The 24,984-nt window shown below is 70.2% G+C and carries 22 protein-coding genes and 4 tRNA genes; 10 read left to right on the forward strand and 16 right to left on the reverse strand.

The genetic code is table 11. The annotated features are described in order from the left end of the window. Nucleotides 1–26: 26 nt before the first annotated feature. Entirely contained in the window at nt 27–611 is a 585-nt protein-coding gene (locus ACFVTH_RS16080) for an HIT family protein (RefSeq protein ID WP_387092998.1), read from the reverse strand. Next, nucleotides 608–2,542 carry a threonine--tRNA ligase gene (thrS, locus tag ACFVTH_RS16085; protein WP_387093661.1) on the reverse strand — a complete coding sequence of 645 codons (1,935 nt, stop codon included), beginning with the start codon at nt 2,540–2,542 and terminating at the stop codon, nt 608–610. The genes ACFVTH_RS16080 and thrS overlap by 4 nt, the downstream gene beginning before the upstream one ends. Nucleotides 2,543–2,884: 342 nt before the next feature. On the opposite strand from thrS, the gene ACFVTH_RS16090 reads away from it, so the two are divergent. Further along, complete coding sequence (locus tag ACFVTH_RS16090; RefSeq protein WP_387093000.1) at nt 2,885–3,478, forward strand: hypothetical protein; 594 nt, start codon at nt 2,885–2,887, stop codon at nt 3,476–3,478. Nucleotides 3,479–3,546: 68 nt separating this feature from the next. Here ACFVTH_RS16090 and ACFVTH_RS16095 read toward each other — a convergent pair. The 3 genes from ACFVTH_RS16095 to ACFVTH_RS16105 all read right to left on the reverse strand — a co-directional run bounded on the left by ACFVTH_RS16095 (nt 3,547) and on the right by ACFVTH_RS16105 (nt 3,849). Further along, nucleotides 3,547–3,621: transfer RNA gene (locus ACFVTH_RS16095), tRNA-Val, on the reverse strand. A 25-nt stretch (nt 3,622–3,646) separates the two neighbouring features. After that, nucleotides 3,647–3,720 (reverse strand) — tRNA-Cys (locus ACFVTH_RS16100). 57 nt (nt 3,721–3,777) lie between these two features. Beyond that, nucleotides 3,778–3,849 (reverse strand) — tRNA-Gly (locus tag ACFVTH_RS16105). Nucleotides 3,850–4,088: 239 nt separating this feature from the next. On the opposite strand from ACFVTH_RS16105, the gene ACFVTH_RS16110 reads away from it, so the two are divergent. Then, nucleotides 4,089–4,161: transfer RNA gene (locus ACFVTH_RS16110), tRNA-Val, on the forward strand. 110 nt (nt 4,162–4,271) lie between these two features. Here the strand turns inward: ACFVTH_RS16110 and ACFVTH_RS16115 are convergent. From ACFVTH_RS16115 to zapE, 3 genes are all read right to left on the reverse strand, one after another. Further along, nucleotides 4,272–4,850 (reverse strand): type II toxin-antitoxin system PemK/MazF family toxin, encoded by a 579-nt coding sequence (locus tag ACFVTH_RS16115; RefSeq protein WP_387093003.1) that lies wholly within the window; start codon nt 4,848–4,850, stop codon nt 4,272–4,274. Nucleotides 4,851–4,893: 43 nt separating this feature from the next. Beyond that, complete coding sequence (locus ACFVTH_RS16120; RefSeq protein WP_387093006.1) at nt 4,894–6,156, reverse strand: ammonium transporter; 1,263 nt, start codon at nt 6,154–6,156, stop codon at nt 4,894–4,896. Between the two features lie 228 nt (nt 6,157–6,384). After that, a complete protein-coding gene (zapE, locus tag ACFVTH_RS16125) occupies nt 6,385–7,440 on the reverse strand; it encodes a cell division protein ZapE (protein ID WP_387093008.1) in 1,056 nt (351 codons plus the stop codon). Nucleotides 7,441–7,581: 141 nt separating this feature from the next. On the opposite strand from zapE, the gene ACFVTH_RS16130 reads away from it, so the two are divergent. Together ACFVTH_RS16130 and ACFVTH_RS16135 are read left to right on the forward strand one after the other, a co-directional pair. Next, nucleotides 7,582–8,481: a sulfurtransferase gene (locus tag ACFVTH_RS16130; protein ID WP_387093011.1), complete on the forward strand. Its 900-nt coding sequence runs from the start codon at nt 7,582–7,584 to the stop codon at nt 8,479–8,481. 69 nt (nt 8,482–8,550) lie between these two features. Beyond that, nucleotides 8,551–8,991, forward strand: coding sequence for a SufE family protein (locus ACFVTH_RS16135; RefSeq protein ID WP_387093014.1), 441 nt, complete (start codon nt 8,551–8,553; stop codon nt 8,989–8,991). 26 nt (nt 8,992–9,017) lie between these two features. Here the strand turns inward: ACFVTH_RS16135 and ACFVTH_RS16140 are convergent, their stop codons facing one another. Next, the gene (locus tag ACFVTH_RS16140; RefSeq protein ID WP_387093017.1) at nt 9,018–10,241 is read right to left on the reverse strand and encodes an alpha/beta hydrolase family protein; all 1,224 of its coding nucleotides are present in this window, start codon (nt 10,239–10,241) and stop codon (nt 9,018–9,020) included. 87 nt (nt 10,242–10,328) lie between these two features. Here ACFVTH_RS16140 and ACFVTH_RS16145 point away from each other — a divergent pair, with 87 nt between their 5' ends. The 4 genes from ACFVTH_RS16145 to ACFVTH_RS16160 all read left to right on the forward strand — a co-directional run bounded on the left by ACFVTH_RS16145 (nt 10,329) and on the right by ACFVTH_RS16160 (nt 15,531). Beyond that, nucleotides 10,329–10,919 carry a DUF3000 domain-containing protein gene (locus tag ACFVTH_RS16145; RefSeq protein WP_386940962.1) on the forward strand — a complete coding sequence of 197 codons (591 nt, stop codon included), beginning with the start codon at nt 10,329–10,331 and terminating at the stop codon, nt 10,917–10,919. Beyond that, nucleotides 10,912–12,108: an HRDC domain-containing protein gene (locus tag ACFVTH_RS16150; RefSeq protein ID WP_387093020.1), complete on the forward strand. Its 1,197-nt coding sequence runs from the start codon at nt 10,912–10,914 to the stop codon at nt 12,106–12,108. Before ACFVTH_RS16145 ends, ACFVTH_RS16150 begins: the two co-directional genes overlap by 8 nt. A gap of 76 nt (nt 12,109–12,184) precedes the next feature. Next, complete coding sequence (locus ACFVTH_RS16155) at nt 12,185–13,393, forward strand: thiolase family protein (RefSeq protein WP_157424114.1); 1,209 nt, start codon at nt 12,185–12,187, stop codon at nt 13,391–13,393. Then, the gene (locus ACFVTH_RS16160; protein ID WP_387093023.1) at nt 13,390–15,531 is read left to right on the forward strand and encodes a 3-hydroxyacyl-CoA dehydrogenase NAD-binding domain-containing protein; all 2,142 of its coding nucleotides are present in this window, start codon (nt 13,390–13,392) and stop codon (nt 15,529–15,531) included. Before ACFVTH_RS16155 ends, ACFVTH_RS16160 begins: the two co-directional genes overlap by 4 nt. Before the next feature lie 234 nt (nt 15,532–15,765). Here the strand turns inward: ACFVTH_RS16160 and dxs are convergent, their stop codons facing one another. The 5 genes from dxs to dut all read right to left on the reverse strand — a co-directional run bounded on the left by dxs (nt 15,766) and on the right by dut (nt 22,697). After that, the gene (gene dxs, locus ACFVTH_RS16165; protein ID WP_387093026.1) at nt 15,766–17,715 is read right to left on the reverse strand and encodes a 1-deoxy-D-xylulose-5-phosphate synthase; all 1,950 of its coding nucleotides are present in this window, start codon (nt 17,713–17,715) and stop codon (nt 15,766–15,768) included. A gap of 133 nt (nt 17,716–17,848) precedes the next feature. Continuing rightward, on the reverse strand, nt 17,849–20,680 hold the full coding sequence (locus ACFVTH_RS16170) for an aconitate hydratase (protein ID WP_387093664.1): 2,832 nt from the start codon (nt 20,678–20,680) through the stop codon (nt 17,849–17,851). 153 nt (nt 20,681–20,833) lie between these two features. Next, entirely contained in the window at nt 20,834–21,619 is a 786-nt protein-coding gene (locus tag ACFVTH_RS16175; protein ID WP_387093028.1) for a DUF3159 domain-containing protein, read from the reverse strand. Nucleotides 21,620–21,621: 2 nt separating this feature from the next. Continuing rightward, complete coding sequence (locus ACFVTH_RS16180; RefSeq protein ID WP_386940948.1) at nt 21,622–22,242, reverse strand: DUF3710 domain-containing protein; 621 nt, start codon at nt 22,240–22,242, stop codon at nt 21,622–21,624. After that, nucleotides 22,239–22,697, reverse strand: a complete 459-nt coding sequence (dut, locus tag ACFVTH_RS16185) for a dUTP diphosphatase (RefSeq protein WP_387093031.1) — start codon at nt 22,695–22,697, stop codon at nt 22,239–22,241. Before dut ends, ACFVTH_RS16180 begins: the two co-directional genes overlap by 4 nt. Nucleotides 22,698–22,793: 96 nt before the next feature. Here dut and ACFVTH_RS16190 point away from each other — a divergent pair, with 96 nt between their 5' ends. After that, a complete protein-coding gene (locus tag ACFVTH_RS16190; RefSeq protein WP_387093033.1) occupies nt 22,794–23,258 on the forward strand; it encodes a DUF3093 domain-containing protein in 465 nt (154 codons plus the stop codon). Here the strand turns inward: ACFVTH_RS16190 and ACFVTH_RS16195 are convergent. Beyond that, complete coding sequence (locus tag ACFVTH_RS16195; protein ID WP_026378289.1) at nt 23,255–23,548, reverse strand: DUF4193 domain-containing protein; 294 nt, start codon at nt 23,546–23,548, stop codon at nt 23,255–23,257. The two genes, ACFVTH_RS16190 and ACFVTH_RS16195, sit on opposite strands and share 4 nt — an antisense overlap. A gap of 48 nt (nt 23,549–23,596) precedes the next feature. Beyond that, entirely contained in the window at nt 23,597–23,875 is a 279-nt protein-coding gene (locus ACFVTH_RS16200; protein ID WP_387093682.1) for a hypothetical protein, read from the reverse strand. Between ACFVTH_RS16200 and sepH the strand changes: the two genes are divergently transcribed. Next, a complete protein-coding gene (gene sepH, locus ACFVTH_RS16205; protein ID WP_387093667.1) occupies nt 23,783–24,832 on the forward strand; it encodes a septation protein SepH in 1,050 nt (349 codons plus the stop codon). The two genes, ACFVTH_RS16200 and sepH, sit on opposite strands and share 93 nt — an antisense overlap. Nucleotides 24,833–24,984: the final 152 nt, after the last annotated feature.

Here is a 24,984-nt window from a genome sequence, read left to right on the forward strand (position 1 = left end):
ATCTCGCGGCGCCCCCTTCGTGCGAACTACTCGCCCGACGCGGGCCAGGCCTCGGCGATCTCCTGGCGCACCTCGCCGAGCAGGCGCGGCAGCGCCTTCGTGCCGGCGATGATCGGGAAGAAGTTCGAGTCGAGCGCCCACCGCGGCACGATGTGCTGGTGCAGGTGCTCGGCGATGCCGGCTCCCGCGATGCGGCCCTGGTTCATGCCGATGTTGAAGCCGTCGCAGTGCGAGACCTCCTTCACGACCCGCATCGCGATCTGCGTGAGCAGGCCGATCTCGGCGACCTCCTCGGGGCTCGCCTCGTCGTACGTCGCGATGTGGCGGTACGGGCAGACGAGCAGGTGCCCGCTGTTGTACGGGTAGAGGTTCAGCAGCACGTAGGCGTGCTCGCCCCGCGCGACGATGAGGGACTGCTCGTCGCTCATCTCTGGGGCGCGGCAGAACGGGCACGAGTGCTCGTCGGGCTGCTGGCCGTGCTGGATGTAGACGAGCCGGTGCGGGGTCCAGAGGCGCTGGAACGCGTCGGGCACCCCGGCGAGGTCGGCCGAGGAATCCGTCGGGACGCCCTCGAACTCGCCGGCCCCGTAGCTCGCCCCGTCGCCGCTCATACGAACAGGTCGTCCCGGGTGTTGACCTGGAGGCGTTCGGCGATCGCGCCGCGCACCTTCTCGATCGCCGACTGGATCGGCACGCCGTTCTCCTGCGTGCCGTCGCGGAACCGGAAGCTGACGGTCTCGGCCGAGCGGTCGTTCTCCCCCGCGATGAGCTGGAACGGCACCTTCTGCGTGGTGTGCGTGCGGATCTTCTTCTGCATGCGGTCGTCGCTCACGTCGAGGTCGGCGCGGACGCCGAAGCCCTTCAGCTGCTCGATGATCGCACCGAGGTACGGCGCGTACTCGTCGGCGACCGGGATGCCGACCACCTGCACGGGGGCGAGCCACACCGGGAACGCGCCCGCGTAGTGCTCGAGCAGGATCGCGAAGAACCGCTCGATCGAGCCGAACAGCGCGCGGTGGATCATGATCGGGCGCTTCTTCTGCCCGTCGCGGTCGGTGAACTCGAGTTCGAAGCGCTCGGGCAGGTTGGGGTCGACCTGCACGGTCGACAGCTGCCAGGTGCGTCCGATCGCGTCGCGGGTCTTGAGGTCGATCTTCGGGCCGTAGAACGCCGCCTCGCCGGGCATCTCGGTGAGCTTCAGCCCGCTCGCACGAGCGACGTTGCGCAGCGCGTTCGTGGAGTACTCCCAGAACTCGTCGGAGCCGATCCACTTGTCCTTCTCGTCGTCGCGCATCGAGAGCTCGAGCTCGAAGTCGTCGAGGCCGAAGTCGCGCAGCATCGAGATGACGAAGTCGATGACCTTGGTCGCCTCCTCCTCGAGCTGCTCGGGGGTGACGAAGAGGTGCGAGTCGTCCTGGGTGAAGCCGCGCACCCGGGTGAGGCCGTGAAGCGCGCCCGAGAGCTCGTTGCGGTACACGGTGCCGTTCTCGGCGAGCCGCATCGGCAGGTCGCGGTAGCTGCGCCCGCGCTCCTTGTAGATGAGGATGTGCATCGGGCAGTTCATGGGCTTCAGGTAGTAGTCCTGGCCCTGCTTGGTGATGTTGCCCTCGGCGTCGCGCTCCTCGTCCATCACGATGGGCGGGAACATGCCCTCCTTGTAGGTGACGAGGTGGTTCGAGGTGAGGAACAGGTCCTCCTTCGAGATGTGCGGCGTGTACACGTAGGTGTAGCCGCCCTCGATGTGCCGGCGACGGGCGTGCTGCTCCATCTCCATGCGGACGACGCCGCCCCGGGGGTGCCAGACCGAGAGGCCCGAGCCGATCTCCTCGGGGAAGCTGAACAGGTCGAGGTCGCGGCCGAGCTTGCGGTGGTCGCGCTTCGCGGCCTCCTCCAGACGGTGCTGGTAGGCGCGCAGCTCGTCCTTCGTGGGCCAGGCGGTGCCGTAGATGCGCTGCAGCTGCGGGTTCTTCTCGGACCCCCGCCAGTACGCGGCCGCGATGCGGGTGAGCGACCAGCCGTTGCCGATCATGCGCGTGTTGGGCAGGTGCGGGCCCCGGCAGAGGTCCTTCCAGACCGTCTCCCCGGTCTTCGGGTCGACGTTGTCGTAGATCGTGAGTTCGCCGCCGCCGACCTCGACGCTTTCGTTGTCGTCCCCCGTCGAGGCCGAGCCCTTGAGCCCGATGAGCTCGAGCTTGTACGGCTCGCTCGCGAGCTCCGCACGGGCCTCGTCGTCGGTCACGACACGGCGCATGAAGCGCTGACCGGCGCGGATGATCCGCGCCATCTCCTTGTCGAGCGCCTTGAGGTCGTCGGGGGTGAACGGCGCCGCGACGTCGAAGTCGTAGTAGAAGCCGTCGGTGACGGGCGGGCCGATGCCGAGCTTCGCCTCGGGGTTGATCGACTGCACGGCCTGCGCGAGCACGTGCGCCGCCGAGTGCCGCAGGATGTTCAGCCCGTCGGGCGAGTCGATGGTGACGGGCTCGACGACGTCGGCGTCCGTCACCGTCGTCGCGAGGTCCTTGAGCTCGCCGTTGACGCGCATCGCGACAACGGAACGGTCGGTGAAGAGCTCGAAGCCGTCAGCCACCTGGATCCACTCCTTGGAATTCTCGAAACGAACCCTTCAACTGTAGTCGTGCGCGAGCACCGCCCGTCGCCGGTGCCGAGCCGGCCGGATCGACGTCCGGGCGCCGCGGCCCACCCGAACGGGGGTGTACCCCATCAACCCCGATTCGGGGGACAATCCCTGTGGACCGGTCGCTGGCCGGACCACCGGGTTCCGGTGAAAGCGAAAGCCGGTCACCGGGATCCGGCCCATCTCCTCCGCAGTTCCTCGGTGCTGCCCCTGAGACGGCCCGACACCCGAAGTTCTAGAGTTTCGCTCATGTATGAGTCATCCGAAGAACTGGGCTCCCGCACCGAGTTCGACGAGCGCGTCGTCGAACTCGCCGACTTCGAGCCCGACGTCCGCCTCGAGGAGTGGATCGAGAAGTACCGGATCGGCGAGCTCGCGCTCGGGCCGATCTTCTGGGCCCCGATCGACTTCCTCTCGCCCGTGCACACCGTCGGCAAGGGCAGAACCAACCTCACCCTCATCCGCCCGACGATCATGCAGACCGACGCCGTCACGCCCTACGCCGGCTTCGACCGGCGCGAGTCGCCCACGCGCAATCCCGCCGTCTCGATCCATTTCGAGCCCGCCGCCTACGGCATCACCGGCGTGGGAACCTACGTGTGCACCTTCACCGTCGAGTCGGGCGCCCCGGTGACGCTCGCCGCGAGCGGCTACGCCGCCTCCGGCACGGTCGTCGGGGCCGGGCCCAGGAGCGTGAACGGGAAGCAGACCGTGAGCCTCACCCTGAAGAACCTCCCCGCGTACGGAGGCTGGGCCGCGATCGAGCAGACCGCGGGCGACTCGTGGGCGTGGTACTCGACCCGCATCGCCTATCCCCCGCTCGTCTTCGAGCAGTTCGGATGACGACGCGGTGGAACGAACCGCACGCGTCGGGAAACGAGAAAAGCCCCGGCTGATGCCGGGGCTTTCCGTGGTGGGCGATACTGGGATCGAACCAGTGACCTCTTCCGTGTCAGGGAAGCGCGCTACCGCTGCGCCAATCGCCCAGAATCGAGTGCGAGGCTCTCGATCTGGAGGTGGATACGGGATTCGAACCCGTGTATACGGCTTTGCAGGCCGCTGCCTCGCCTCTCGGCCAATCCACCGCGTATGGGTTCTCCACCAAAAGAACAGGAGTCAAGCATGTGCTTGATCCTGATCAGAGCGGATGACGAGATTCGAACTCGCGACCCTCACCTTGGCAAGGTGATGCGCTACCACTGCGCCACATCCGCGTTGCTTTCGCATTTCTGCGTGCAGAGAAGACTTTATACACACTTCGGGCGATTCACAAACCGAGCGACCGCCGAACGCCGTTCCGGCCGGTCAACGGGCGATTCCGACGTCGATTCCCGGGCGTGTCGAGCCTTCGCGGACAGCCGAGCACCCCTCAGCTGGCGCTCGATGTGCAAACGTCCCCGATCGTCGGCTAGTATCGAGTCCGCGGTCACCGAGAGGTTCCGCGAATCCCTCAGGGCGATTGGCGCAGCTGGTAGCGCGCTTCCTTCACACGGAAGAGGTCGTCGGTTCGAGCCCGGCATCGCCCACTGAGACCAGAACGCCCCCGACCGAGGTCGGGGGCGTTCTGCGTTCCCGGCGGATGCGGCGCCACGACCTCGGAGATCGCCACGATTCCGGTGCCGACGGCTGAGCGGCCTCAGCGCCACCCGTAGCGCTGCGAAAGGGCCCCGGCCACGAGGTCGAAGCGGCGCTCGTCGAGCGACGCGGCCTCGCGGCGCATGCCGCCGGGGCGAACCCGGAACACGCGGTCGGTCTTCGCCCAGCTGGGGCGCCCCGAGGCATCCCATGGGCCCTCGCCGAGCGCGACGTAGTCGCGGTCGCCGTCGTGCGCCTTGCTTGTGAGCTGCACCGCCAGGTAGTCGCCGGCCTTGGAGGCGGCCACGATGACGACCGGGCGGTCCTTGCCGCGCCCGTCGCGCTCCTCGTAGGGCACCCAGGTCCAGACGACCTCCCCCGGGTCGGGGTCGCCGTCGGGAGTCGGTGCGTAGCTCAGCTCGACGCCCCGCAGCCGGTCGGGGTCGACCTCGATCGTCGCGTCGTCGCCGAACCGCCCCGGCGAGGGCTCGCCATCGGCGAACGGCGCGCGCCGCGAGGCATCCGCCCCCGAAGCCGAGGCGCCGGCCGGCGGGCCCGCCGACGGGCGGGTGGAGGCGGGAGAGACGATCGCCCGCAGGACGCGCCCGAGGGCGGTGAGGAAGCGGCTGGTGTATGACACACCGGGCACACTACCCCACCGCCCTCGGGCGGCCGGGGACCGATCAGACGGTCTCGAGCTTGTAGGCGTCCTCGCCGTGCACGACGGTGTCGATGCCGGCGATCTCGTCCTCGTTCTTGACCCGGAAGCCCATGGTCTTCTGGATGAGCGTGCCGATCCCGTAGGTCAGCGCGAACGAGTACGCGAGCACCGAGACTGCGGCGATCGCCTGCACCGCGAGCTGCGTGAAGTCGCCGCTGTAGATGAGGCCGGTGCCGTTCGCGAAGAAGCCGAGGTAGAGCGTGCCGATGAGGCCGCCGACGAGGTGGATGCCCACGACGTCGAGCGAGTCGTCGAAGCCGAACTTGAACTTGAGGTCGATCGCGAGGGCGCACACGGCGCCGGCGACGAGACCGAGCACGATCGCCCAGACGGGCGTCAGCGAGGCGCAGGCCGGGGTGATGGCCACGAGGCCCGCCACGGCGCCCGATGCGGCGCCCACCGAGGTCGGCTTGCCGTCCTTGATCTTCTCGACGAGGAGCCAGGCGAGCAGCGCGGCGGCCGGGGCGGCGATGGTGTTCACGAACGCGAGGGCCGCGGTGCCGTCGGCGGCGAGTTCGGAGCCCGCGTTGAAGCCGAACCACCCGAACCACAGGAGGCCCGCGCCCAGCAGCACGAACGGCGGGTTGTGGGGCACGTGGGCGCCCTTCGAGAAGCCGACCCGCTTGCCGAGCACGAGCGCGAGCGCGAGGGCCGCTGCGCCCGCGTTGATGTGCACCGCCGTGCCGCCCGCGAAGTCGATCGCGCCGACGCCGAAGAGCTCCTGCATGCCGTAGGTGATCCAGCCGCCGTAAGCGAAGCTGCCGTCGTCGGCGAGGCCGAAGTTGAAGACCCAGCTCGCGACCGGGAAGTAGACGATCGTCGCCCAGATGCCGGCGAAGACCATCCAGGCGCCGAACTTCGCGCGGTCCGCGATCGCACCCGAGATGAGCGCGACCGTGAGGATGGCGAAGGTGGCCTGGAAGGCGACGAAGGCGAGCGGCGGGTACGCGGCGCCCTCCGGCGTCTCGAGGAGGCTCTCGAGGCCGATCGCCGACCAGTCGATCGACCAGGGCGCGACGAGGCCCTCGGAGCCGGGGAACGCGACGGCGTAGCCGAAGAGGACCCAGAGCACGCCGATGAGGCCCATCGCACCGAAGCTCATCATCATCATGCTGATGACGCTCTTCGCCTTGACGAGGCCGCCGTAGAAGAACGCGAGCCCTGGGGTCATCAGCAGCACCAGGGCTGCGGCGATCAACAGGAACGCGGTGTTGCCTTGATCCATCTCTCGAACCTCTCTCGGATTGCAGGGCGGGGGACCCTGTGCGCCCAAGTTTCACGAGGGGACGTTTCGAGAGGGATCGTGCGATGTTTCCGGCCCGTTACGGGTCGCGGCGTCGTGTGAACAGCGCGTTTCGGGATGCTGCCGAAACGCGAGGAGAACGCCGTGCGCGGGCTGCGACCCGGCGTCGCAGCGCGCGGCGCGCGTCGCGCGGCGTGCGGCGTGCACCGCTCAGTCGTGCGGAGGAAGCTCGCCCGAGGTCAGCGCGATCATGCGCGAGATCGCGCGCAGGTACTTCTTGCGGTAGCCGCCCGACATCATGTCGCCGCCGAAGACCCGGTCGAGTGCCAGCCCGCTCGTGATGATCGGCACCTCGGCGTCGTAGGCGCGGTCGATGAAGGCGACGAGCCGGAGGGCCGCGTTCTGGTCGGTGAGCTCGTGCACCCCCTGCAACGCGATGGTGTCGAGCCCCTGCACGAGCTTCACGTACTTCGACGGATGCACGGTCGCGAGGTGCGCGATGAGCTCGTCGAAGGTGTCGAGCGAGACGCGGTGGTCGCGTTCGGCGAGCGCTCCCGCGGTGCGCGCGACCTCGTCGTCGGTCGCGAGGGCGACCGCGTGCCCCTCGGTGTCGCGACGGCGGTAGTCGAGGCCGTCGATCCGCAGGGTCTCGAAGTTCGAGGAGAGCGCGTGGATCTCGCGGAGGAAGTCGGCCGCGGCGAACCGTCCCTCGCCGAGCGCGTTGGGCGGCGTGTTGGAGGTCGCCGCCACTCGGGTGCCGCTCGCCATGAGCTCGCCGAGGAACCTGGTCATGAGCATCGTGTCGCCCGGATCGTCGAGCTCGAACTCGTCGATGCAGATGAGCTTCGCCCCTCGCAGGAGGTCGATCGCCGGCTGGTACCCCAGGGCGCCGACGAGCGCGGTGTACTCGATGAACGTGCCGAAGTACTTCGGTCCGTGCGCGACGTGCCAGAGCGCCGCGAGCAGGTGGGTCTTGCCGACGCCGAAGCCGCCGTCGAGGTAGACGCCGGGCAGCTCGATGCGGGCGGGGCGCTTCCGCGAGAAGAAGCCGCCCGGTCGCTGGGCCGCGCGCCACGCTCCCGCGAACTGGTTGAGGCGCTCGAGGGCGGCCTGCTGCGACGGGAAGTCGGGGTCGGGCCGGTACGACTCGAACGAGGCGTGCTCGAACTGCGGCGGCGGCACGAGCTCGGAGGCGATCTCGGCGCCCGAGATGGCCGGATTGCGGTCGACGAGCCGGATGGGGACGTGGCTGGAGGCCGAGGTCATGCTGGTGAGCTCCCGTATTGCACCGGATGACGGGTGCCGTGACTGCGCCCCGCGGGCCGCGTAGATTCGAGTGTGGACAGGTCATCAGCCTAGTCCGCTCCCCCGCACACCCCGCCGACCAGGCGATCCCAGGAGGTCCCCATGCCCGCCGAGTTCGACTCCGCCGCGAAGTTCGCCGAGTACGCCCACCCCGAGCGGCTCGTGTCCACCGCCTGGCTCGCCGAGCACCTCGGCGACCCCGGACTCGTCGTGGTCGAGTCCGACGAGGACGTGCTCCTCTACGAGACCGGCCACATCCCGGGCGCCGTGAAGATCGACTGGCACCTCGACCTCAACGACCCGGTCGTGCGCGACTACGTCGACGACGAGCAGTTCGCGGCGCTGCTCGGCTCGAAGGGCATCTCCCGCGACTCGACGATCGTCGTCTACGGCGACAAGAGCAACTGGTGGGCGGCGTACGCGCTGTGGGTCTTCACCCTCTTCGGCCACGAGGACGTCCGGCTCCTCGACGGCGGCCGAGACCTCTGGATCGCCGAGGGTCGCGAGATCACGACGGATGCACCGGCGGTGACCCCCGTCGACTACCCCGTCGTCGCGCGCGACGACCGCCGGGTGCGTGCCTTCAAGGAGGACGTGCTCGCCCACCTCGGCAGCCCCCTCATCGACGTCCGCTCCCCCGAGGAGTACAGCGGCGAGCGCACGACGGCGCCGGCCTACCCCGAGGAGGGCGCCCTGCGCGCGGGCCACATCCCGACCGCGGCATCCGTGCCGTGGGCCCGCGCCGCCGCCGGCGACGGCACCTTCAAGGGCCGGGCCGAGCTCGATGCGATCTACCGCGACGAGGTCGGGCTCGCCGACGGCGACGACATCGTCGCCTACTGCCGCATCGGCGAGCGCTCGAGCCACACCTGGTTCGTGCTGACGCACCTGCTCGGCTTCGACCGGGTCCGCAACTACGACGGATCCTGGACCGAGTGGGGCAGCGCGGTGCGCGTGCCGATCGTGACCGGCACCGAGCGCGGCGAGGTGCCCGGGCGCTGACCCCGGGGAGCCGCCCCGCGCTCGCCCCTCGCGGCCATGCGCGTCCGCGGCCGTGGGAGGATTGAGGCGATGGAACAGACCACGCTGCCCGAACGCCTCGCCGAGACCCGCGACGACTTCCTCGCCCTCGGCGTGCGCGACCGGCTCCAACTGCTGCTCGAGTTCTCGAACGAGCTGCCCGAGCTTCCCGAGCGCTACGCCGAGCACCCCGACCTGCTCGAGCGGGTCGAGGAGTGCCAGTCGCCCGTGTTCATCTTCGTCGAGGTCGACGGCGGCATCGTGCACCTCTACGCCACGGCGCCCGCCGAGTCGCCGACGACGCGCGGCTTCGCGTCCATCCTCGTGCAGGGCCTCGCGGGGCTCACCGTGCAGCAGGTGCTCGACATCCCCGCCGACTACCCGCAGTCCCTCGGGCTCGGCGAGGCGGTCTCGCCGCTGCGCGTGCGCGGCATGACGGGCATGCTGGCGCGCACGAAGCGGCAGCTGCGCGAGCGCGTCGCCGCCGGCTGACCGCGCCCGCGGCGCACGGCGCCGCCTCAGCCGACGATCTCGACCGCAGCACCGTCCTGGTCGTCGGCCGTCCGCGCGGCGAGCCAGCCGGTGATGAGCCCGTTCCACCGCTCGGGATCGTGGTTCCAGAGCTTGGTGTGACGCGCACCGGTGAACTCCTCGAACCGGACGAGGTCGGGCCTTGCCGCCGCGAGCCGGCGCGAGCCGTCGATGGGAACGAATCCGTCGTCGACGCTGTGCATCAGCAGGATGGGGACCGAGAGCTCGCTCGCGCGGGCGACGGGATCGAGCTCCTCGAGCGAGATCGGCGCCGCGAGCCCGGTGAGGCCTCCCCCGTACGGCGCGCCGAGGACCCGTGCGACGACGTCGCCGAGTCCGCGCGGCAGACCGAGCGCGCCGCCCTGGAAGCGGAGGATGTCGACCCAGTCGATGGCGGGCGACTCGAGGACGACGCCGAGGAGGTGCTCACGGACCTCGGCCGATCGCAGCACCGCCTGCAGCGAGATCATGCCGCCCATCGACCAGCCCATGAGCACGATCTCGCGCGCCCCGTGCTCGAGCGCGAAGTGCACGGCGGCGACCACGTCGGCCCATTCCGTGCCGCCGAGCCCGTAGCGGCGATCGGTGCTCTCCGGCGCCTCGCCGTCGTTGCGGTAGGAGATGAGGAGGCTGTCCCACCCGGCGGCGCGAATCGCCTCCACCGCTCGGAGGCCCTCGTGGCGCTTGGCGCCGCGCCCGTGCACCTGGACGACCCAACGATCGCTCGGCGGCTCTGCCGGGATCCGCCACGCGGGCGCCGGGCCGAGCGGCGTCTCGACGACCACGTCCTCGTAGGGCGCGTCGAGCTCCCACGGGCCGAGGTGGAACGCCGCGTTGATGCGGCCGCGCGTCGCCCGCTCGGGGCGCCCGAAGTCGGTCGAGACGAGCGCCCGGCGCACCCGGCCGTCGCGCTCCTCGAGCACGTCGCCGAGCCTGGCGTGCCCCGAGTCGTGCTCGAACCAGAGTCCGTAGCGGCCGCGCATGCGGGCCTCCTCGTTGGCGGCGAGCGTGATCTCGCCTGCTGCTGCGTCCACGCCGAGGATCCGGAGGTCCTGTTCCCGCCGGGTCGGCGGAGTCACCACCTTCCGGGCGAAGACGACGGCGAGCACCGCGGCCGCCGCGCCGGTCACGAGGGCGATCACCCCGGCGAGCAGGGCTGCGGCGCCGACCGCCGTCCGTATCGCCCCGCCCCGTTCTCCGCGCTGCGTCATCGGCATCCTTCCCGTCAACCGTCCCGTGTGCGTTGCGATGCGGCGTGCCGCCGTCACCGGCTCCGGTCGAGACTCTAGTCTGCACTCGTGCCCGACCACCCGTCCTCGCTTCCCGCCGAGTTCGAGGCCGCACTCGCCTCGATCCGAGCCGCCGTCCCGCGCGCCGAGCTCGCGGTCTCGGAGATCCCGGCGCCGGGCGGACTCGCGCCGCACGCGACCGCCCTCTCCGCCGATGTGTCGCCCACGCGCCACGGCGACGACTCCGAGCTCGGCACCGGCCGGTTCATCCTGCTCTACGACCCCAGCGAGCCCGAGGCGTGGGGCGGCCGCTTCCGCGTGGTGTGCTTCGCGCAGGCGCCGCTCGAGACCGACATCGGCCTCGACCCGTTCCTGGCCGAGGTCGCCTGGTCGTGGCTGATCGACGCGCTCGACGCTCGCGGGGCGCACTACATCGCCGCCTCGGGCACGGCGACCAAGATCCTCTCGACCGGGTTCGGCGAACTGGCGGCCCAGGGCGACGGCGCCCAGATCGAGTTGCGGGCGTCCTGGACCCCCCTCGATGCCGAGATCAAGGCCCATGTGGAAGGCTGGAGCGAGTTGCTGTGCATGCTCGCAGGGCTTCCGCCCCGTTCCGAAGGGGTGACCGCACTGCCCCGACGGAGGTCGAATCGTGGATGACTACCGGGTGATCGAGACGCCCGCGGAGTTCGACGACGCCGTGAAGCGCCTCCTCGACGGCGATGGACCGATCGCGGTCGACGCCGAGCGGGCGAGCGGCTTCCGCTACTCGCAGCGCGCCTATCTCATCCAGATGTACCGGCGCGGCTCGGGGGTCTTCCTCTTCGACCCGCCGCAGATCCCCGACTTCTCCGCGTTGCAGGACGGCATCCACTCCGAGGAGTGGGTGCTGCACGCGGCCAGCCAGGACCTGGCCTGCCTGCGCGAGGTGGGGCTCGACCCCGATCGGATCTTCGACACCGAGCTCGCGGCACGCCTGCTCGGCATGCCGCGCGTCGGCCTCGCCTCGGTCGTCGAGGAGCTGCTCGACATCAGGCTCGCGAAGGAGCACTCGGCGGCGGACTGGTCGACCCGGCCGCTGCCGCAGTCGTGGCTGAAGTACGCGGCCCTCGACGTCGAACTGCTCGTCGACGTGCGCGACCGGCTCGTCGACCGGCTCGCGGAGGCCGGCAAGACCGAGCTCGGCGGGCAGGAGTTCGACGCCGTGCTGCACCGCGCGGCGAAACCGGCCGCGGCCGAGCCCTGGCGCCGGCTCTCCGGCATCCACGCGATGCGCAACGGGCGGAACCTCGCGGTCGCCCGCGAGCTCTGGCTCTCCCGCGACGAGCTCGCGTCCTCCACCGACGTGGCCCCGGGCCGGCTCGTGCCCGACGCCTCGATCGTCGCGGTGGCGAAGTCCCTGCCCTCGACGCGCCGCGCGCTCGCCGACCTGCGCGAGTTCACCGGGCGCCAGAGCCGCAGCGAGCTCGACCGCTGGTGGACGGCCGTCGAGCGCGGGCTCACGACGACCGAGCTCCCCGCCGTCCGGGTGCCGAACGATGCCCCGCCGCCCCCGCGGGCCTGGGCGGGGCGCAACCCCGAAGCCGACGCGCGCCTGAAGACCGCCAAGGCTGCCGTGGCCGAGGTCGCCGAGTCGCTCGAGATGCCGGTCGAGAACCTCCTCACGCCCGACTTCCTGCGCCGCGTGGCGTGGGCTCCCCCGCAGCCCGCCGATGCCGAATCGATCGGCGCCGCGCTCGCGGACCTCGGCGCCCGCCCGTGGCAGGTTGCCGCAACCGCACTGATTATCGCTGCTGCGTTTGTGGAGGCATCACAAGCCCTGCTCGACGCCACCTCCGACGATTCGTAGGAACCGTCAAGCGATTCAACGCGCCCGCAACGCCCTTCGTAGGATCGAGGCATCCTGATCGAAAGTGAGCTGCAGCGTGGCTGATCAAGCTGAAGTCGTGTTCGTCGACGGGGTCCGCACCCCGTTCGGCAAGGCCGGCGACAAGGGCATGTACTGGAACACCCGAGCCGACGACCTCGTCGTGAAGGCGATCGTCGGACTCCTCGAACGCAACCCGAACGTGCCGAAGGACCGCATCGACGAGGTCGCCATCGCCGCGACCACCCAGACCGGCGACCAGGGCCTCACCCTCGGTCGCACCGCCGCGATCCTCGCCGGACTGCCGAAGACGGTTCCCGGCTTCTCGATCGACCGCATGTGCGCCGGCGCGATGACCGCGACCGCGATGCTCGCCGGCTCGATCGGCTACGGCATGTACGACCTCGCCATCGCGGGCGGCGTCGAGCACATGGGCCACCACCCGATGGGCTCGGGCGTCGACCCCAACCCCCGCTTCCTGAGCGAGCGCCTCGTCGGCGAGGACGCCCTCGTGATGGGCGCGACCGCCGAGCGCATCCACGACCGCTTCCCGCAGCTCACGAAGGAGCGGAGCGACCGCTTCGCCCTCGCGAGCCAGCAGAAGACCGCCGCGGCCTACGCGGCGGGTAAGATCCAGCAGGACCTCGTGCCCGTCGCCATCCGCACGGAGGAGGGCTGGGGCCTCGCGACGCGCGACGAGGTCATGCGCCCCGAGACGACCCTCGAGGGCCTCGCCGGGCTGAAGACCCCCTTCCGTCCCCACGGCCGCATCACCGCGGGCAACGCATCGGGCCTGAACGACGGCGCGACCGCCGCGCTGCTCGCCTCGGGCGCGACCGCGAAGGAGCTCGGCCTCGCCCCGAAGATGAAGCTCGTGAGCTACGCCTTCGCCGGCGTCGACCCCGAGATCATGGGCATCGGCCCGATCCCCGCCACCGAGAAGGCGCTGCGCAAGGCCGGCCTCACGATCGACGACATCGACCTCTTCGAGATGAACGAGGCGTTCGCCGTGCAGGTGCTCTCGTTCATGGACCACTACGGCATCGACGACGACGACCCGCGCGTGAACCCGTGGGGCGGCGCGATCGCCGTCGGCCACCCCCTCGCCTCCTCGGGCGTCCGCCTCATGAACCAGCTCGCGAGCCAGTTCGCCGAGCGCCCCGAACTGCAGTACGGCATCACCAGCATGTGCGTCGGCCTCGGCCAGGGCGGCACGATGATCTGGGAGAACCCGAACTTCGACAAGAAGGCGAAGAAGCGCGCATGACCGACTACTCGACCATCGACTTCGCCTCGCTCGTCGCCCTCGCCGGCGACGACGAGGTCGTGACCCGCTCCTACGTCCGCGACGTGCCGATCTCCGGCGGCCGCACGCTGGCGCTCGTGACGCTCGACAACGGCCGCGACCACACCCGACCGAACACGCTCGGTGCGGCGACGCTGCTCGAGTACGCGGCGAAGCTCGACGAGCTGAAGGCGCGCGCTGCGGCCGGAGAGATCCACGCGGTCGCCGTCACGGGCAAGCCGTTCATCCTGGCCGCGGGCGCCGACCTGTCGAAGGTCGCCGAGATCCCCGACAAGGAGACGGCGAAGAAGTTCGTGCAGCTCGGCCACTACGCCCTCGCGAAGCTCGGCGAGGTCGGCGTGCCGTCGTTCACGTTCTACAACGGGCTCGCGCTCGGCGGCGGCCTCGAGATCGGCCTCCACGCCGACTACCGCACGGTGGATGCCTCGGCGCCGGCCCTCGCGCTCCCCGAGGTCTTCCTCGGACTCATCCCCGGTTGGGGCGGCGCGACCATCCTGCCGAACCTCATCGGGATCGAGAACGCGCTCAAGGTCGTCATCGAGAACCCGCTGAAGCAGAACCGCACGCTCAAGGGCCAGGACGCCTTCGAGCTCGGCATCGCCGACGCGATCTTCCCCGCGGTGAACTACCTCGAGGACTCGATCCGGTGGGCCGACGACGTCATCTCGGGCCGGATCAAGGTCAAGCGCCCGAACGAGCCCGGCAAGATGGAGCGGCTCGTGAAGTGGGACGCCGCGATCGGCATCGCGACGAAGATGCTGAAGAGCCGCATCGGCTCGGTGCCGCAGTCGCCGTACGCCGCGCTCGAACTCATGAAGGCCGCGAAGAGCGGCACCCGCGCCGAGGGCTTCCAGCGCGAGGACGAGGTGCTCGCCGACCTCATCGCCGGCGACCAGCTGCAGGCCTCGATCTACGCGTTCAACCTCGTGCAGAAGCGCACGAAGCGCCCCGCCGGCGCCCCCGACAAGGCCCTCGCGAAGAAGGTCACGAAGGTCGGCGTGCTCGGCGCCGGGTACATGGCGAGCCAGCTCGCGCTGCTCTTCGTGCGCCGCCTGCGGGTGCCCGTCGTGATCACCGACATCGATCAGGAGCGCGTCGACAAGGGCGTGGCCTACATCGCCGGCGAGATCGACGCCCTGCTCGGCAAGGGCCGCATCTCGCCCGACGAGGCGAACCGGCTGAAGGCGCTCGTCACCGGCACCACCGACAAGGCCGACTTCGCCGACTGCGACTGGGTCATCGAGGCCGTGTTCGAAGAGCTCGAGATCAAGCAGAACGTGTTCGCGGAGATCGAGCAGCACATCTCCCCCGAGGCCGTGCTCGCGACGAACACCTCCTCGCTCTCGGTCGAGCAGATCGGCGCGAAGCTGGCCCACCCCGAGCGGCTCGTCGGCTTCCACTTCTTCACCCCCGTCGCGGTCATGCCGCTCATCGAGGTCGTGAAGACGCCGCACACCGACGAGGCGACGCTCTCGACCGCGATGGTCGCCGCGAAGAACCTGAAGAAGAACGCCGTCATCACGGCCGACACCCCGGGCTTCGTCGTCAACCGCCTGCTCGCCGTGCTGCTCGGCGAGGCCATGCGCGCCGTCGACGAGGGCACCTCCTTCGAGACGGTCGACCAGGCGATCGCCCCGCTCGGCCTGCCGATGGCGCCGTCGGTGCTGCTCGACCTCGTCGGGCTCAAGGTCGGCGCGCACGTGCTCGACACGCACCACGCGGCGTTCCCCGACCGGTTCTACCGCAGCGAGAACCTGCACAAGCTCGCCGAGTACGGCAAGCTCCTCGAGAAGGACGACAAGGGCAAGGTCAAGGGCTTCGACAAGGGCGCCCTGAAGATCGTCGCCGGCGGCAAGAACCCGCGCTCGGCCGACGAGATCCTCGTGTCGCTGCAGGACGGCCTGGCCCGTGAGGTCAAGCTCATGCTCGACGGCGAGGTCGTCGCAGCGCCCGAGGACATCGACCTCTGCATGGTGCTCGGCGCCGGATTCCCGTTCCAGATGGGCGGCGTCACGCCGTACCTCGACCGGGTCGGCGCCTCCGAGCGCGTCTTCGGCGACACCTTCCACCACCCGCCCGTGAAGGGCGTCGGCGCCTAGGCGACGCACGACCGCACGCGAACGCGGCCTCCGGCTCCTGCCGGGGGCCGCGTTCGCGTGAGGTGGATGCCGCGAGGTCGGTGTTCGACGGACGGCTGGCTTCCTGCGGGGCGGACGCCCTCGAGCCCTGCCGTGGTGACGGGCGAGCCCGGGGCATCCGAGATGCCCGCCCGATGCGCGCCGTCGCGATCGCGCCACACGGGGGGGCATCGCGCCGGCCGGCGGCGTGCGCGGCTAGACCCGGGGTTGCGGGCTCGTGTCGGTCGGCACGGCCGCTTCGGCGCCGGCCGGCCGGGCGTGCGGCAGCTTCGAGCCGAGGACCATGGCCGTCACGTCGCGCGCGATGTGCTGCGGCGTGAGCCCGACGCGCTCGAGGATGTCGGCGCGTGAGCCGTGCTCGAGGAACTCGTCGGGCAGGCCGAGCTCGGTGACGGCCGTGTCGACCCCTGCCTCGCGCAGGTCCTGGCGGATGCGGGTGCCGATTCCACCGACCCGGATGCCGTCCTCGAGGCTCACGACGATGCGGTACTCGGCCGAGAGGTCGATCACGCTGCGCGGCACGGGGACGACCCAGCGCGGGTCGACGACGGTCGCGCCGATGCCCTGCGCCTCGAGGCGCTCGGCCACCGCGAGCCCGATTCCGGCCATCGGCCCGACCGTCACGAGCAGCACGTCCTTGCGCTCCGACTCGGCGAGCACGTCGACGCCGTCGTCGGTGCGGCGGACGGCGTCGTAGTCGACGCCGACGGTGCCCTTCGGGAAGCGCAGCACCGTCGGCGCGTCATCGACGGCCACGGCCTCGCCGAGCTCCTCGGCCAGGCGGACGGCGTCGCGCGGTGCCGCGATGCGGATGCCGGGCACGACCTGGAGGATCGAGAGGTCCCACACGCCGTGATGGCTCGGGCCGTCGGGGCCCGTGACGCCGGCGCGGTCGAGCACGAAGGTGACGCCGGCCTTGTGCAGCGCGACGTCCATCAGCACCTGGTCGAACGCGCGGTTGATGAACGTGGCGTACACGGCGACGACCGGGTGCAGCCCACCGAAAGCGAGGCCCGCGGCCGCCGTCGCCGCGTGCTGCTCGGCGATGCCGACGTCGAACACCCGGTTGGGGAAGCGCTCGGCCATGCGGTGGAGCCCGGTCGGCCGGAGCATCGCCGCGGTGATGCCCACGAGACGCTCGTTCTGCTCGGCCTGACGCACGAGCTCGTCGGCGAAGGCGCTCGTCCACGACGGCCCGGCGGATGCCTCGAGCGACTCCCCCGTCTCGGGGTCGATCTGGCCGACGGCGTGGAACTGGTCGGCGACGTCACGGCGGGCGGGCTCGTAGCCGCGGCCCTTCTCGGTGATCGTGTGCACGATGACGGGGGCGCCGTAGGCCTTCGCCTGGCGCAGCGCCTCCTCCATCGCGTGCTCGTCGTGCCCGTCGACCGGGCCGATGTACTTGATGTCGAGGTTCGAGTAGAGCGCCTCGTTGCCGGTGAATCGGCTGAGGAAGCCGTGGAGGCCGCCGCGCACGCCGCGGTAGAACGCGCGGGCGGGCCCGCCGAGCTTGTCGAACGCGCGGCGGCTCGAGAGGTGCAGGTTGCGGTAACCCTGCTTCGTGCGCACGGTATTGAGGAAGCGGGCCATGCCGCCGATCGTCGGCGCGTAGGAACGGCCGTTGTCGTTGACCACCACGATGAGCTTGCGGGTGTTGTCGTCGGAGATGTTGTTGAGCGCTTCCCACGTCATGCCGCCGGTGAGCGCGCCGTCGCCGACGACCGCGATGACGTGGCGGTCGTCCTGGCCCGTCATCTCGAACGCCTTCGAGATGCCGTCGGCCCAGGAGAGCGAGCTCGAGGCGTGCGAGCTCTCGACGATGTCGTGCTCGGACTCGGACCGCTGCGGGTAGCCGGCGAGGCCGCCGGTGCGTCGCAGCGACGAGAGGTCGGTACGGCCGGTGAGCAGCTTGTGCACGTAGGACTGGTGCCCGGTGTCGAACACGATCGCGTCGCGCGGCGACTCGAACACCCGATGGATCGCGATCGTCATCTCGACGACGCCGAGGTTCGGGCCCAGGTGGCCGCCCGTCTTCGAGACGGACTCGACGAGGTACTCGCGGATCTCGCGCGCGAGCTGCTCGAGCTGCTCCTGGCTCAGCGCATCGAGGTCGCGCGGGCCAGAGATCGTCGAGAGCAGGGTCATGCGTGGTGCCTCCGGGGTGACGCGGCGATGCCGCCGAACGGAACGAGTCTACGCCGGGCAGGCTGTGAGCCCGGGCAGACGAGGGGGCGATCGGCGGAATCGCCGATCGCCCCCTCGTCGAAAGCGTGTCGCGTCAGACCAGGCTGCGCAGCACGTACTGCAGGATGCCGCCGTTGCGGTAGTAGTCGGCCTCGCCCGGCGTGTCGATGCGGACCACCGCGTCGAACTCGACGGGCTGCTTGCCCTCGGCCGAGAACTCGCTCGGCACCGCGGTCACGCGGACCGTCTTCGGAGTGACGCCCTCGTTCAGCTGCTCGAGGCCCGAGATCGAGACGATCTCGGTGCCGTCGAGGCCGAGCGACTCCCAGCTCTGGCCGGCCGGGAACTGCAGCGGGACCACGCCCATGCCGATGAGGTTCGAGCGGTGGATCCGCTCGAAGCTCTCGGTGATGACCGCCTTGACGCCGAGGAGGCTCGTGCCCTTGGCCGCCCAGTCGCGCGACGAACCCGAGCCGTACTCCTTGCCGCCGAAGATGACGAGCGGGGTGCCCTGCGCCTGGTAGTTCTGGCTCGCGTCGTAGATGTACGACTGCGGGCCGCCCTCCTGCGTGAAGTCGCGGGTGTACCCGCCCTCGACGACCTGGCCGTCGTTGACGGCCGAGACGAGGAGGTTCTTCAGGCGGATGTTGGCGAAGGTGCCGCGGATCATGATCTCGTGGTTGCCGCGACGCGAGCCGTAGGAGTTGAAGTCCTTGCGCTCGACGCCGTGCTCGGTCAGGTACTGCGCCGCCGGGGTGCCCGCCTTGATGTTGCCGGCGGGGCTGATGTGGTCGGTCGTCACCGAGTCGCCGAGCGTCGCGAGCACTCGGGCGCCCGAGATGTCGGCGACGGGCGTGAGCTCCATCGACATGCCGTCGAAGTACGGCGCCTTGCGCACGTACGTCGAGTCGGCGTCCCACTCGAAGACCGGGCCGGTCGGGGTCGGCAGCGTCTTCCAGCGCTCGTCGCCCTCGAACACGGTGGCGTACTGCTTGATGAACTGCTCGCGCGAGATCGACGAGTCGATGATCTCCTGAACCTCTTCGGGCGCGGGCCAGATGTCCTTCAGGAAGACGTCGTTGCCGTCGCCGTCGGTGCCGAGCGGGTCGGTCTCGAAGTCGAAGTTCATCGAGCCGGCCAGCGCGTACGCCACGACGAGCGGCGGCGACGCCAGGTAGTTCATCTTCACGTCGGGGCTGATGCGGCCCTCGAAGTTGCGGTTGCCGGAGAGGACCGCGGTGACCGCGAGGTCGTTCTCGTTGATCGCGGCGGAGACCTCTTCGATCAGCGGGCCGGAGTTGCCGATGCAGATCGTGCAGCCGTAGCCGACGGTGTAGAAGCCGAGTCCCTCGAGCGACTTGTCGAGTCCGGACTTCTCGTAGTAGTCGGTGACGACCTTCGAGCCCGGGCCGAGGGTGGTCTTCACCCAGGGCTTGGACTTGAGGCCCTTCTCGAGCGCCTTGCGGGCGAGCACGCCGGCCGCGATCATGACCGACGGGTTCGAGGTGTTCGTGCACGAGGTGATCGCCGCGAGCGCGACCGAACCGTGGTTCAGCGTGAACGAGGGGCCGCCCGCAACGGTCACCGGGGTCGGCTTCGAGACCGTCTTCGGTGCGTGCGAGTGGTGGTGGTGCTCGTGGTGGTTCGACTCGTCCTCGGGGGTGAACCCGGGCGGGTCGGAGGCGGGGAACGACTCGGAGATCGTCAGGTCGACGAGGTCGTGGTCGACGTCGGCGTAGTTCGTGAGGTCGACCTCGAACTGCTCCTTCGAGCGCGAGAGCAGGATGCGGTCCTGGGGACGCTTCGGACCGGCGATCGACGGGACGACCGTCGAGAGGTCGAGCTCCATGTACTCGCTGAAGTCGGGCTCGTTGTCGGCATCGTGCCAGAGCTTCTGCACCTTCGCGTACTGCTCGACGAGCGCGATCGCGGCCTCGTCGCGGCCGGTGAGGCGCAGGTAGTCGAGGGTGACGTCGTCGATGGGGAACATCGCGGCGGTCGAGCCGAACTCGGGGCTCATGTTGCCGATGGTGGCGCGGTTCGCGAGCGGCACCGAGGCGACGCCGGCGCCGTAGAACTCGACGAACTTGCCGACGACGCCGTGCTGGCGGAGCATGTCGGTGATCGTGAGGACGACGTCGGTCGCCGTCACGCCGGCGGGGATCTCGCCCGTGAGCTTGAAGCCGACGACGCGCGGGATGAGCATGGAGACGGGCTGACCGAGCATGGCCGCCTCGGCCTCGATGCCGCCGACGCCCCAGCCGAGCACGCCGAGGCCGTTGACCATGGTCGTGTGCGAGTCGGTGCCGACGCAGGTGTCGGGGTAGGCGCGCAGGACGCCGTCGACCTCGCGGTCGTAGACGACCTTGGCCAGGTGCTCGATGTTGACCTGGTGCACGATGCCGGTGCCCGGGGGCACGACCTTGAAGTCGTTGAAGGCGGTCTGGCCCCAGCGGAGGAACTGGTAGCGCTCGCCGTTGCGCTCGTACTCGATCTCGACGTTGCGCTCGAGGGCGTTCTCGGTGCCGAAGAGGTCGGCGATGACGGAGTGGTCGATGACCATCTCGGCGGGCGAGAGCGGGTTGATCTTGTTCGGGTCGCCGCCCAGCGCGGTGACCGCCTCGCGCATGGTCGCGAGGTCGACGATGCAGGGCACGCCGGTGAAGTCCTGCATCACGACGCGCGCGGGCGAGAACTGGATCTCGGTGTCGGGCTCGGCCTGCGGGTCCCACGAGCCGAGCGCCTCGATCTGCTCCTTGGTGACGTTCGCGCCGTCCTCGGTGCGGAGCAGGTTCTCGAGCAGCACCTTCAGGCTGAACGGGAGCTTCTCGTGGCCCGGCACGGTGTCGAGCCGGAAGATCTCGTAGGACTCATCACCGACGCGGAGCGTGTCCTTCGCCCCGAAACTGTTCACTGCAGACACGATGTCCTCTCCTTCGCGGATGCCGGCGACGACGCGCACGACATTCCATCTTCTCCGTCAGACATGGGGCGGTACCAGCAAGGGTAACCTAAGCCGATCGCCAGCCGACAGGCCTCGCACTGCGTGCGAATTTATCTTGACGTCGAGATAACTCTATCACTCGCCGGAGCGCGCCGACGACGGATAGACGGCGCGCACCACCAGCCAGGAGAAGACGAGCACGAGCGCGTAGAGCGGAACCCCCATCAGCAGCCGGAAGGCGCCGAGCGCCTCGACGTTGCCCGCGAAGTAGAAGGGCAGCTGCACGGCGAGACGCGCGACGAAGAGCCCGATCCAGACGAGCGTCAGGAACTGCATCGCACGGTACTTGCGGCGGTCGTTGCGCCACGCCACCCCATCGCCCATGAGGAAGCCGACGATGAGCCCGATCGCGGGCCACTTCACGAAGAGCGAGACCAGCAGGGCGAGGGCGTACGCGGCGTTCGTGAAGAAGCCGAGCACGTAGTTGTCCTCCGCACGGCCGGTCCACAGCGCGAGCGCCGCCGAGGCGAGCACGCCGATCAGCCCGGCGATCGCCTGCGTCGGCTGGCCCTTGGTCGCGACGCGGACGACCGTGAAGACGACGGCGAGCCCGACCGATGCGATGAGCGCGGGCACGAGGGCGGTCTGCGGATCCTGTCCCGCGAAGCTCGTGAGCGAGCTGTACACGACGAGGAAGACGAGGCCGGGCAGCAGCGCCTCGAGGATGCCGCGGACGCCGCCGACCGCGACCAGCAGATCTCGTCCGCTCAGCTTCTCGTCGCGCGCCAGCGCACCCAGTCCGCTCTTCTCCGCGGCGGCCGCGAAGGCGCGACCGAACTCGCCGGCTTCGGTTCGGGATTCGTCCGAGGCATCCTGCCCGTCGTCGGGTTCGGGGTGCTCGGCGCCCGTCGGGTGCGTCATGCCTACGCGGTCGGGGCGCCGGTCGACGACGCCGGCATCCGCAGCGGGATGAGGTCACGGGGCGGCATCGGCGTCGCTCCGCGCACCACCACGATCGAACGGAAGAGGTCCTCGACCTGCGCCGCGGCGGCGGGATCGACCGCGGCCTGGCCGGCGATCACGCCGCGCAGGAACCATCGGGGACCGTCGACGCCGATGAAGCGCGCGAGACGCATCTGGCCCTGCTGGCCCTCGCCGGCCGCGACCGGGATCTGCGCGAGCAACTCGGGACCGAAGGTGCCCTCCCGCACCGTCGTCGTGCCGCCCTGGCGCGCGATCTGCTCGGCGATCTGCGCACGGATCTCGTGCCAGAGACCGCTCGAGCGCGGTGCGGCGAACGGCTGCACCTGCAGCGTCGAGTTCGCGTAGTCGAGGCCGATCGCGACGACCCGCTTCGTGCCCTCCTCGACCTCGAGGCGGAGGTGCAGGCCCTCGCGCGGCAGCACCTTCACGCCGCCCAGGTCGACGTACGGGCGGACGGGATTGGCCTCCGACTCGTCGAACGGGCCGGCGCTGGCGCGATCGTCGGGTGCGGACTTGGGCTGGTCGACGACCGCGCCGTCGGTGTTCTCGATGTCGCTCACGCGTTCACTCCTGACTTGTGCTCCCCGAATCCCGTGGAGCCGAATCCACCCTCGCCGCGCAGACTGCTCGGGAGTTGCTCGACCTCGACGAAGCGCGCCCGACTCACGGGCATGACGACGACCTGGGCGATGCGGTCGCCGGCCTCGATCGAGTACGCGTCGCGCGCGTCGGTGTTGAGCAGTGCGACCTTGATCTCGCCCCGATAGCCGGCATCGACCGTGCCCGGCGCGTTCACGATCGTGATGCCGTGCTTGAACGCGAGACCCGAGCGCGGCACGACGAAGGCCACGTAGCCCTCGGGCAGCGCGATCGAGACGCCCGTGCCGACGGTGGCGCGCTCCCCCGGCTGGAGGACGACGGACTCCGCGGCATGGAGGTCGGCCCCGGCGTCGCCCTTGTGGGCGTAGCTCGGGATGCGTTCGGCGGTGATCAGCACATCGACGGAATCGGTCACCGTTCGAGGGTAGTGCAGAAGTCCGTGCGCGCACGCCGCACGGCCACCGACCCCGCCCGATCACCGGGCGGCGCAGAAGTCTGGTCTGATAGGACCATGCCCGAATACCACGAGAGACTCTGGCCGACGCCGTGGATCTACATCGCCAGCCTGCTGCTCATCCCCGCGAGCATCCTCGTACTTGCTCCCGTCTCGCTGCCCGCCGGCATCGCCACGGGAGTCATCCTCTATGTCGCGGCGGTGGGCGCACTGACCCTCACCGCCCCGACCCTCGAGGTCCGCAGCGGGCGATTCCGTGCCGGACGGGCCGAGATCTCCGTCGAGCAGCTCGGCGAGGCGGTCGCCGCCGACGAGGCCGCGGCGCGCATCGAACGCGGTACCGGGCTCGATGCCCGAGCGTTCCTCGTCATCCGGGGCTGGGTGCGCCCGGTCGTGCGGGTGCCGATCATCGACCCCGCCGACCCGACGCCCTACTGGCTCGTGTCGAGCCGCCGACCCAAAGAACTGGCCGCCGCGATCAACGGATCACGACGGCCTGAAGGTGAGGAGCGCAGCGCCTAGGACGCGCACTCCAGGCAGATCGGCCCGAGCTTCGTCTCGTGGTCGATCTGCGAACGGTGCTTCACCAGGAAGCAGTTCACGCAGGTGAACTCGTCGGCCTGGGGCGGAAGCACGACGACATCGAGCTCGACGTCGGAGAGGTCTGCACCGGAGAGGTCGAATCCTCCGGGGTTGTCGGCATCGTCGACATCCACCACTCCCGACATCTTGTCGGGGACGCGTTCCTTGAGGGCCTCGATCGACTCCGAGTCGTCTTCGGTCTTCCGCGGGGCGTCGTAATCCGTTGCCATTCCCATCCATTTCCTCATGCGCCGAAGATTCGGCGGCCATAGTCTGCATCAAAACGGGAACGTAAGCAAACCCTCGTGCACGCCCGTTCCGGATGCAACGTGCTCAACTTCCGGCGCGCCCGCGCTATTCCCGCGAGCACCGTCGGCGACGTGGCATCCTTGGGCGGAGACGAAAGCACGGAAGGGCTTGTCGCGATGCAGGAACTCAAGGTAATCGGAGTCGAGAACGGCGCGTTGCTCGCTGCCTCCGACGATGGCGCGCGCTTCCGGATCGAGATCGACGAGGTGCTCCAGTCGCGGATCCGGCAGGCTCAGCCCGAACAGCACACCGGGCCGAAACCCTCGCCCCGCGAGATCCAGACGCACATTCGTGCAGGCATGTCGGCCGAGGAGGTCGCGCAGGTCACCGGTGCGTCGGTCGACTACATCCGGCGTTTCGAGGGGCCCGTGCTCGCCGAACGCGACCACGTCGTCACCTCGGCGCTCGCCGTTCCCGTCAACCTCGGCGTCGAGGCCGACCCCGCCGACGAGCCCGCGACCTTCGGCGGCGTGATCCGAGACCGGCTCGCGAAGCTCGGCGCACAGGGCGAGCGCTGGGCGAGCTGGAAGGACGAGGAGCGCGGCTGGATCGTCAAGCTCGAGTTCACCGCCGACACGATCGACCACGACGCCCGCTGGACCTTCGAGCCGCGCAAGCAGTCGCTGCAGCCCCTGAACTCCGAGGCGATCACGCTGTCGCAGCAGGGCGAGCTCAAGGGCGGGCTCATCCCCCGGCTCCGCGCCGTCGGGCCCGACTCCGACGAGTCGAGGTTCGACAGCGGCGCGTTCACCTTCGACGAGATCGATCATGGCGACAACGACACGGCGCCCCACCTCGAGCCGCTCCCCTACGCGCGCACCTCGCAGACCTCGAGCCCCGCGGTGGCGCGCGCGGCCATCAAGCGGGCCGACGAGCCGAAGCAGTCGCTCGGCGAGACGGCCGACCTCCTCGAAGCGCTGCGGCGTCGACGGGGCGAGCGCGAGTCGGCGAATGTCGAGCAGGAGTCACCGCGACCCGCCCCCACCCCGACCCCCTCGCCCGTGGCGCCCGCGGCGTCCGTCGAGTCGCTGCCCGAGCCCGCCGCCGACGAGCAGCCCGGCGCCGGCGCGCGCAGCCTGTGGGGCAAGGTCTCCTCGCCCGCGAACGGCGGCGGTGCAGCACGAGGCCAGAAGAAGGGGCGTGCATCGATGCCCAGCTGGGACGAGATCGTCTTCGGCGCCCGCACCGACGACGACCTGGCCTGATCCAGACCCGACCGACGGCCCCGGCAGCGATGCGCTGCCGGGGCCGTCGCACGTTCAGGCGCGGCTCGCGGGTGCGCCGCGACTCGCGGGCCCTCGGTCGGTGGCGTGCACGCGCCGTCCGCCCCCGCCCGACCCGGTCGCCGCATCGTCGG

The sequence above is a fragment of the Agromyces sp. NPDC058104 genome, assembly GCF_042884835.1.
Taxonomy (GTDB): Bacteria; Actinomycetota; Actinomycetes; order Actinomycetales; family Microbacteriaceae; genus Agromyces.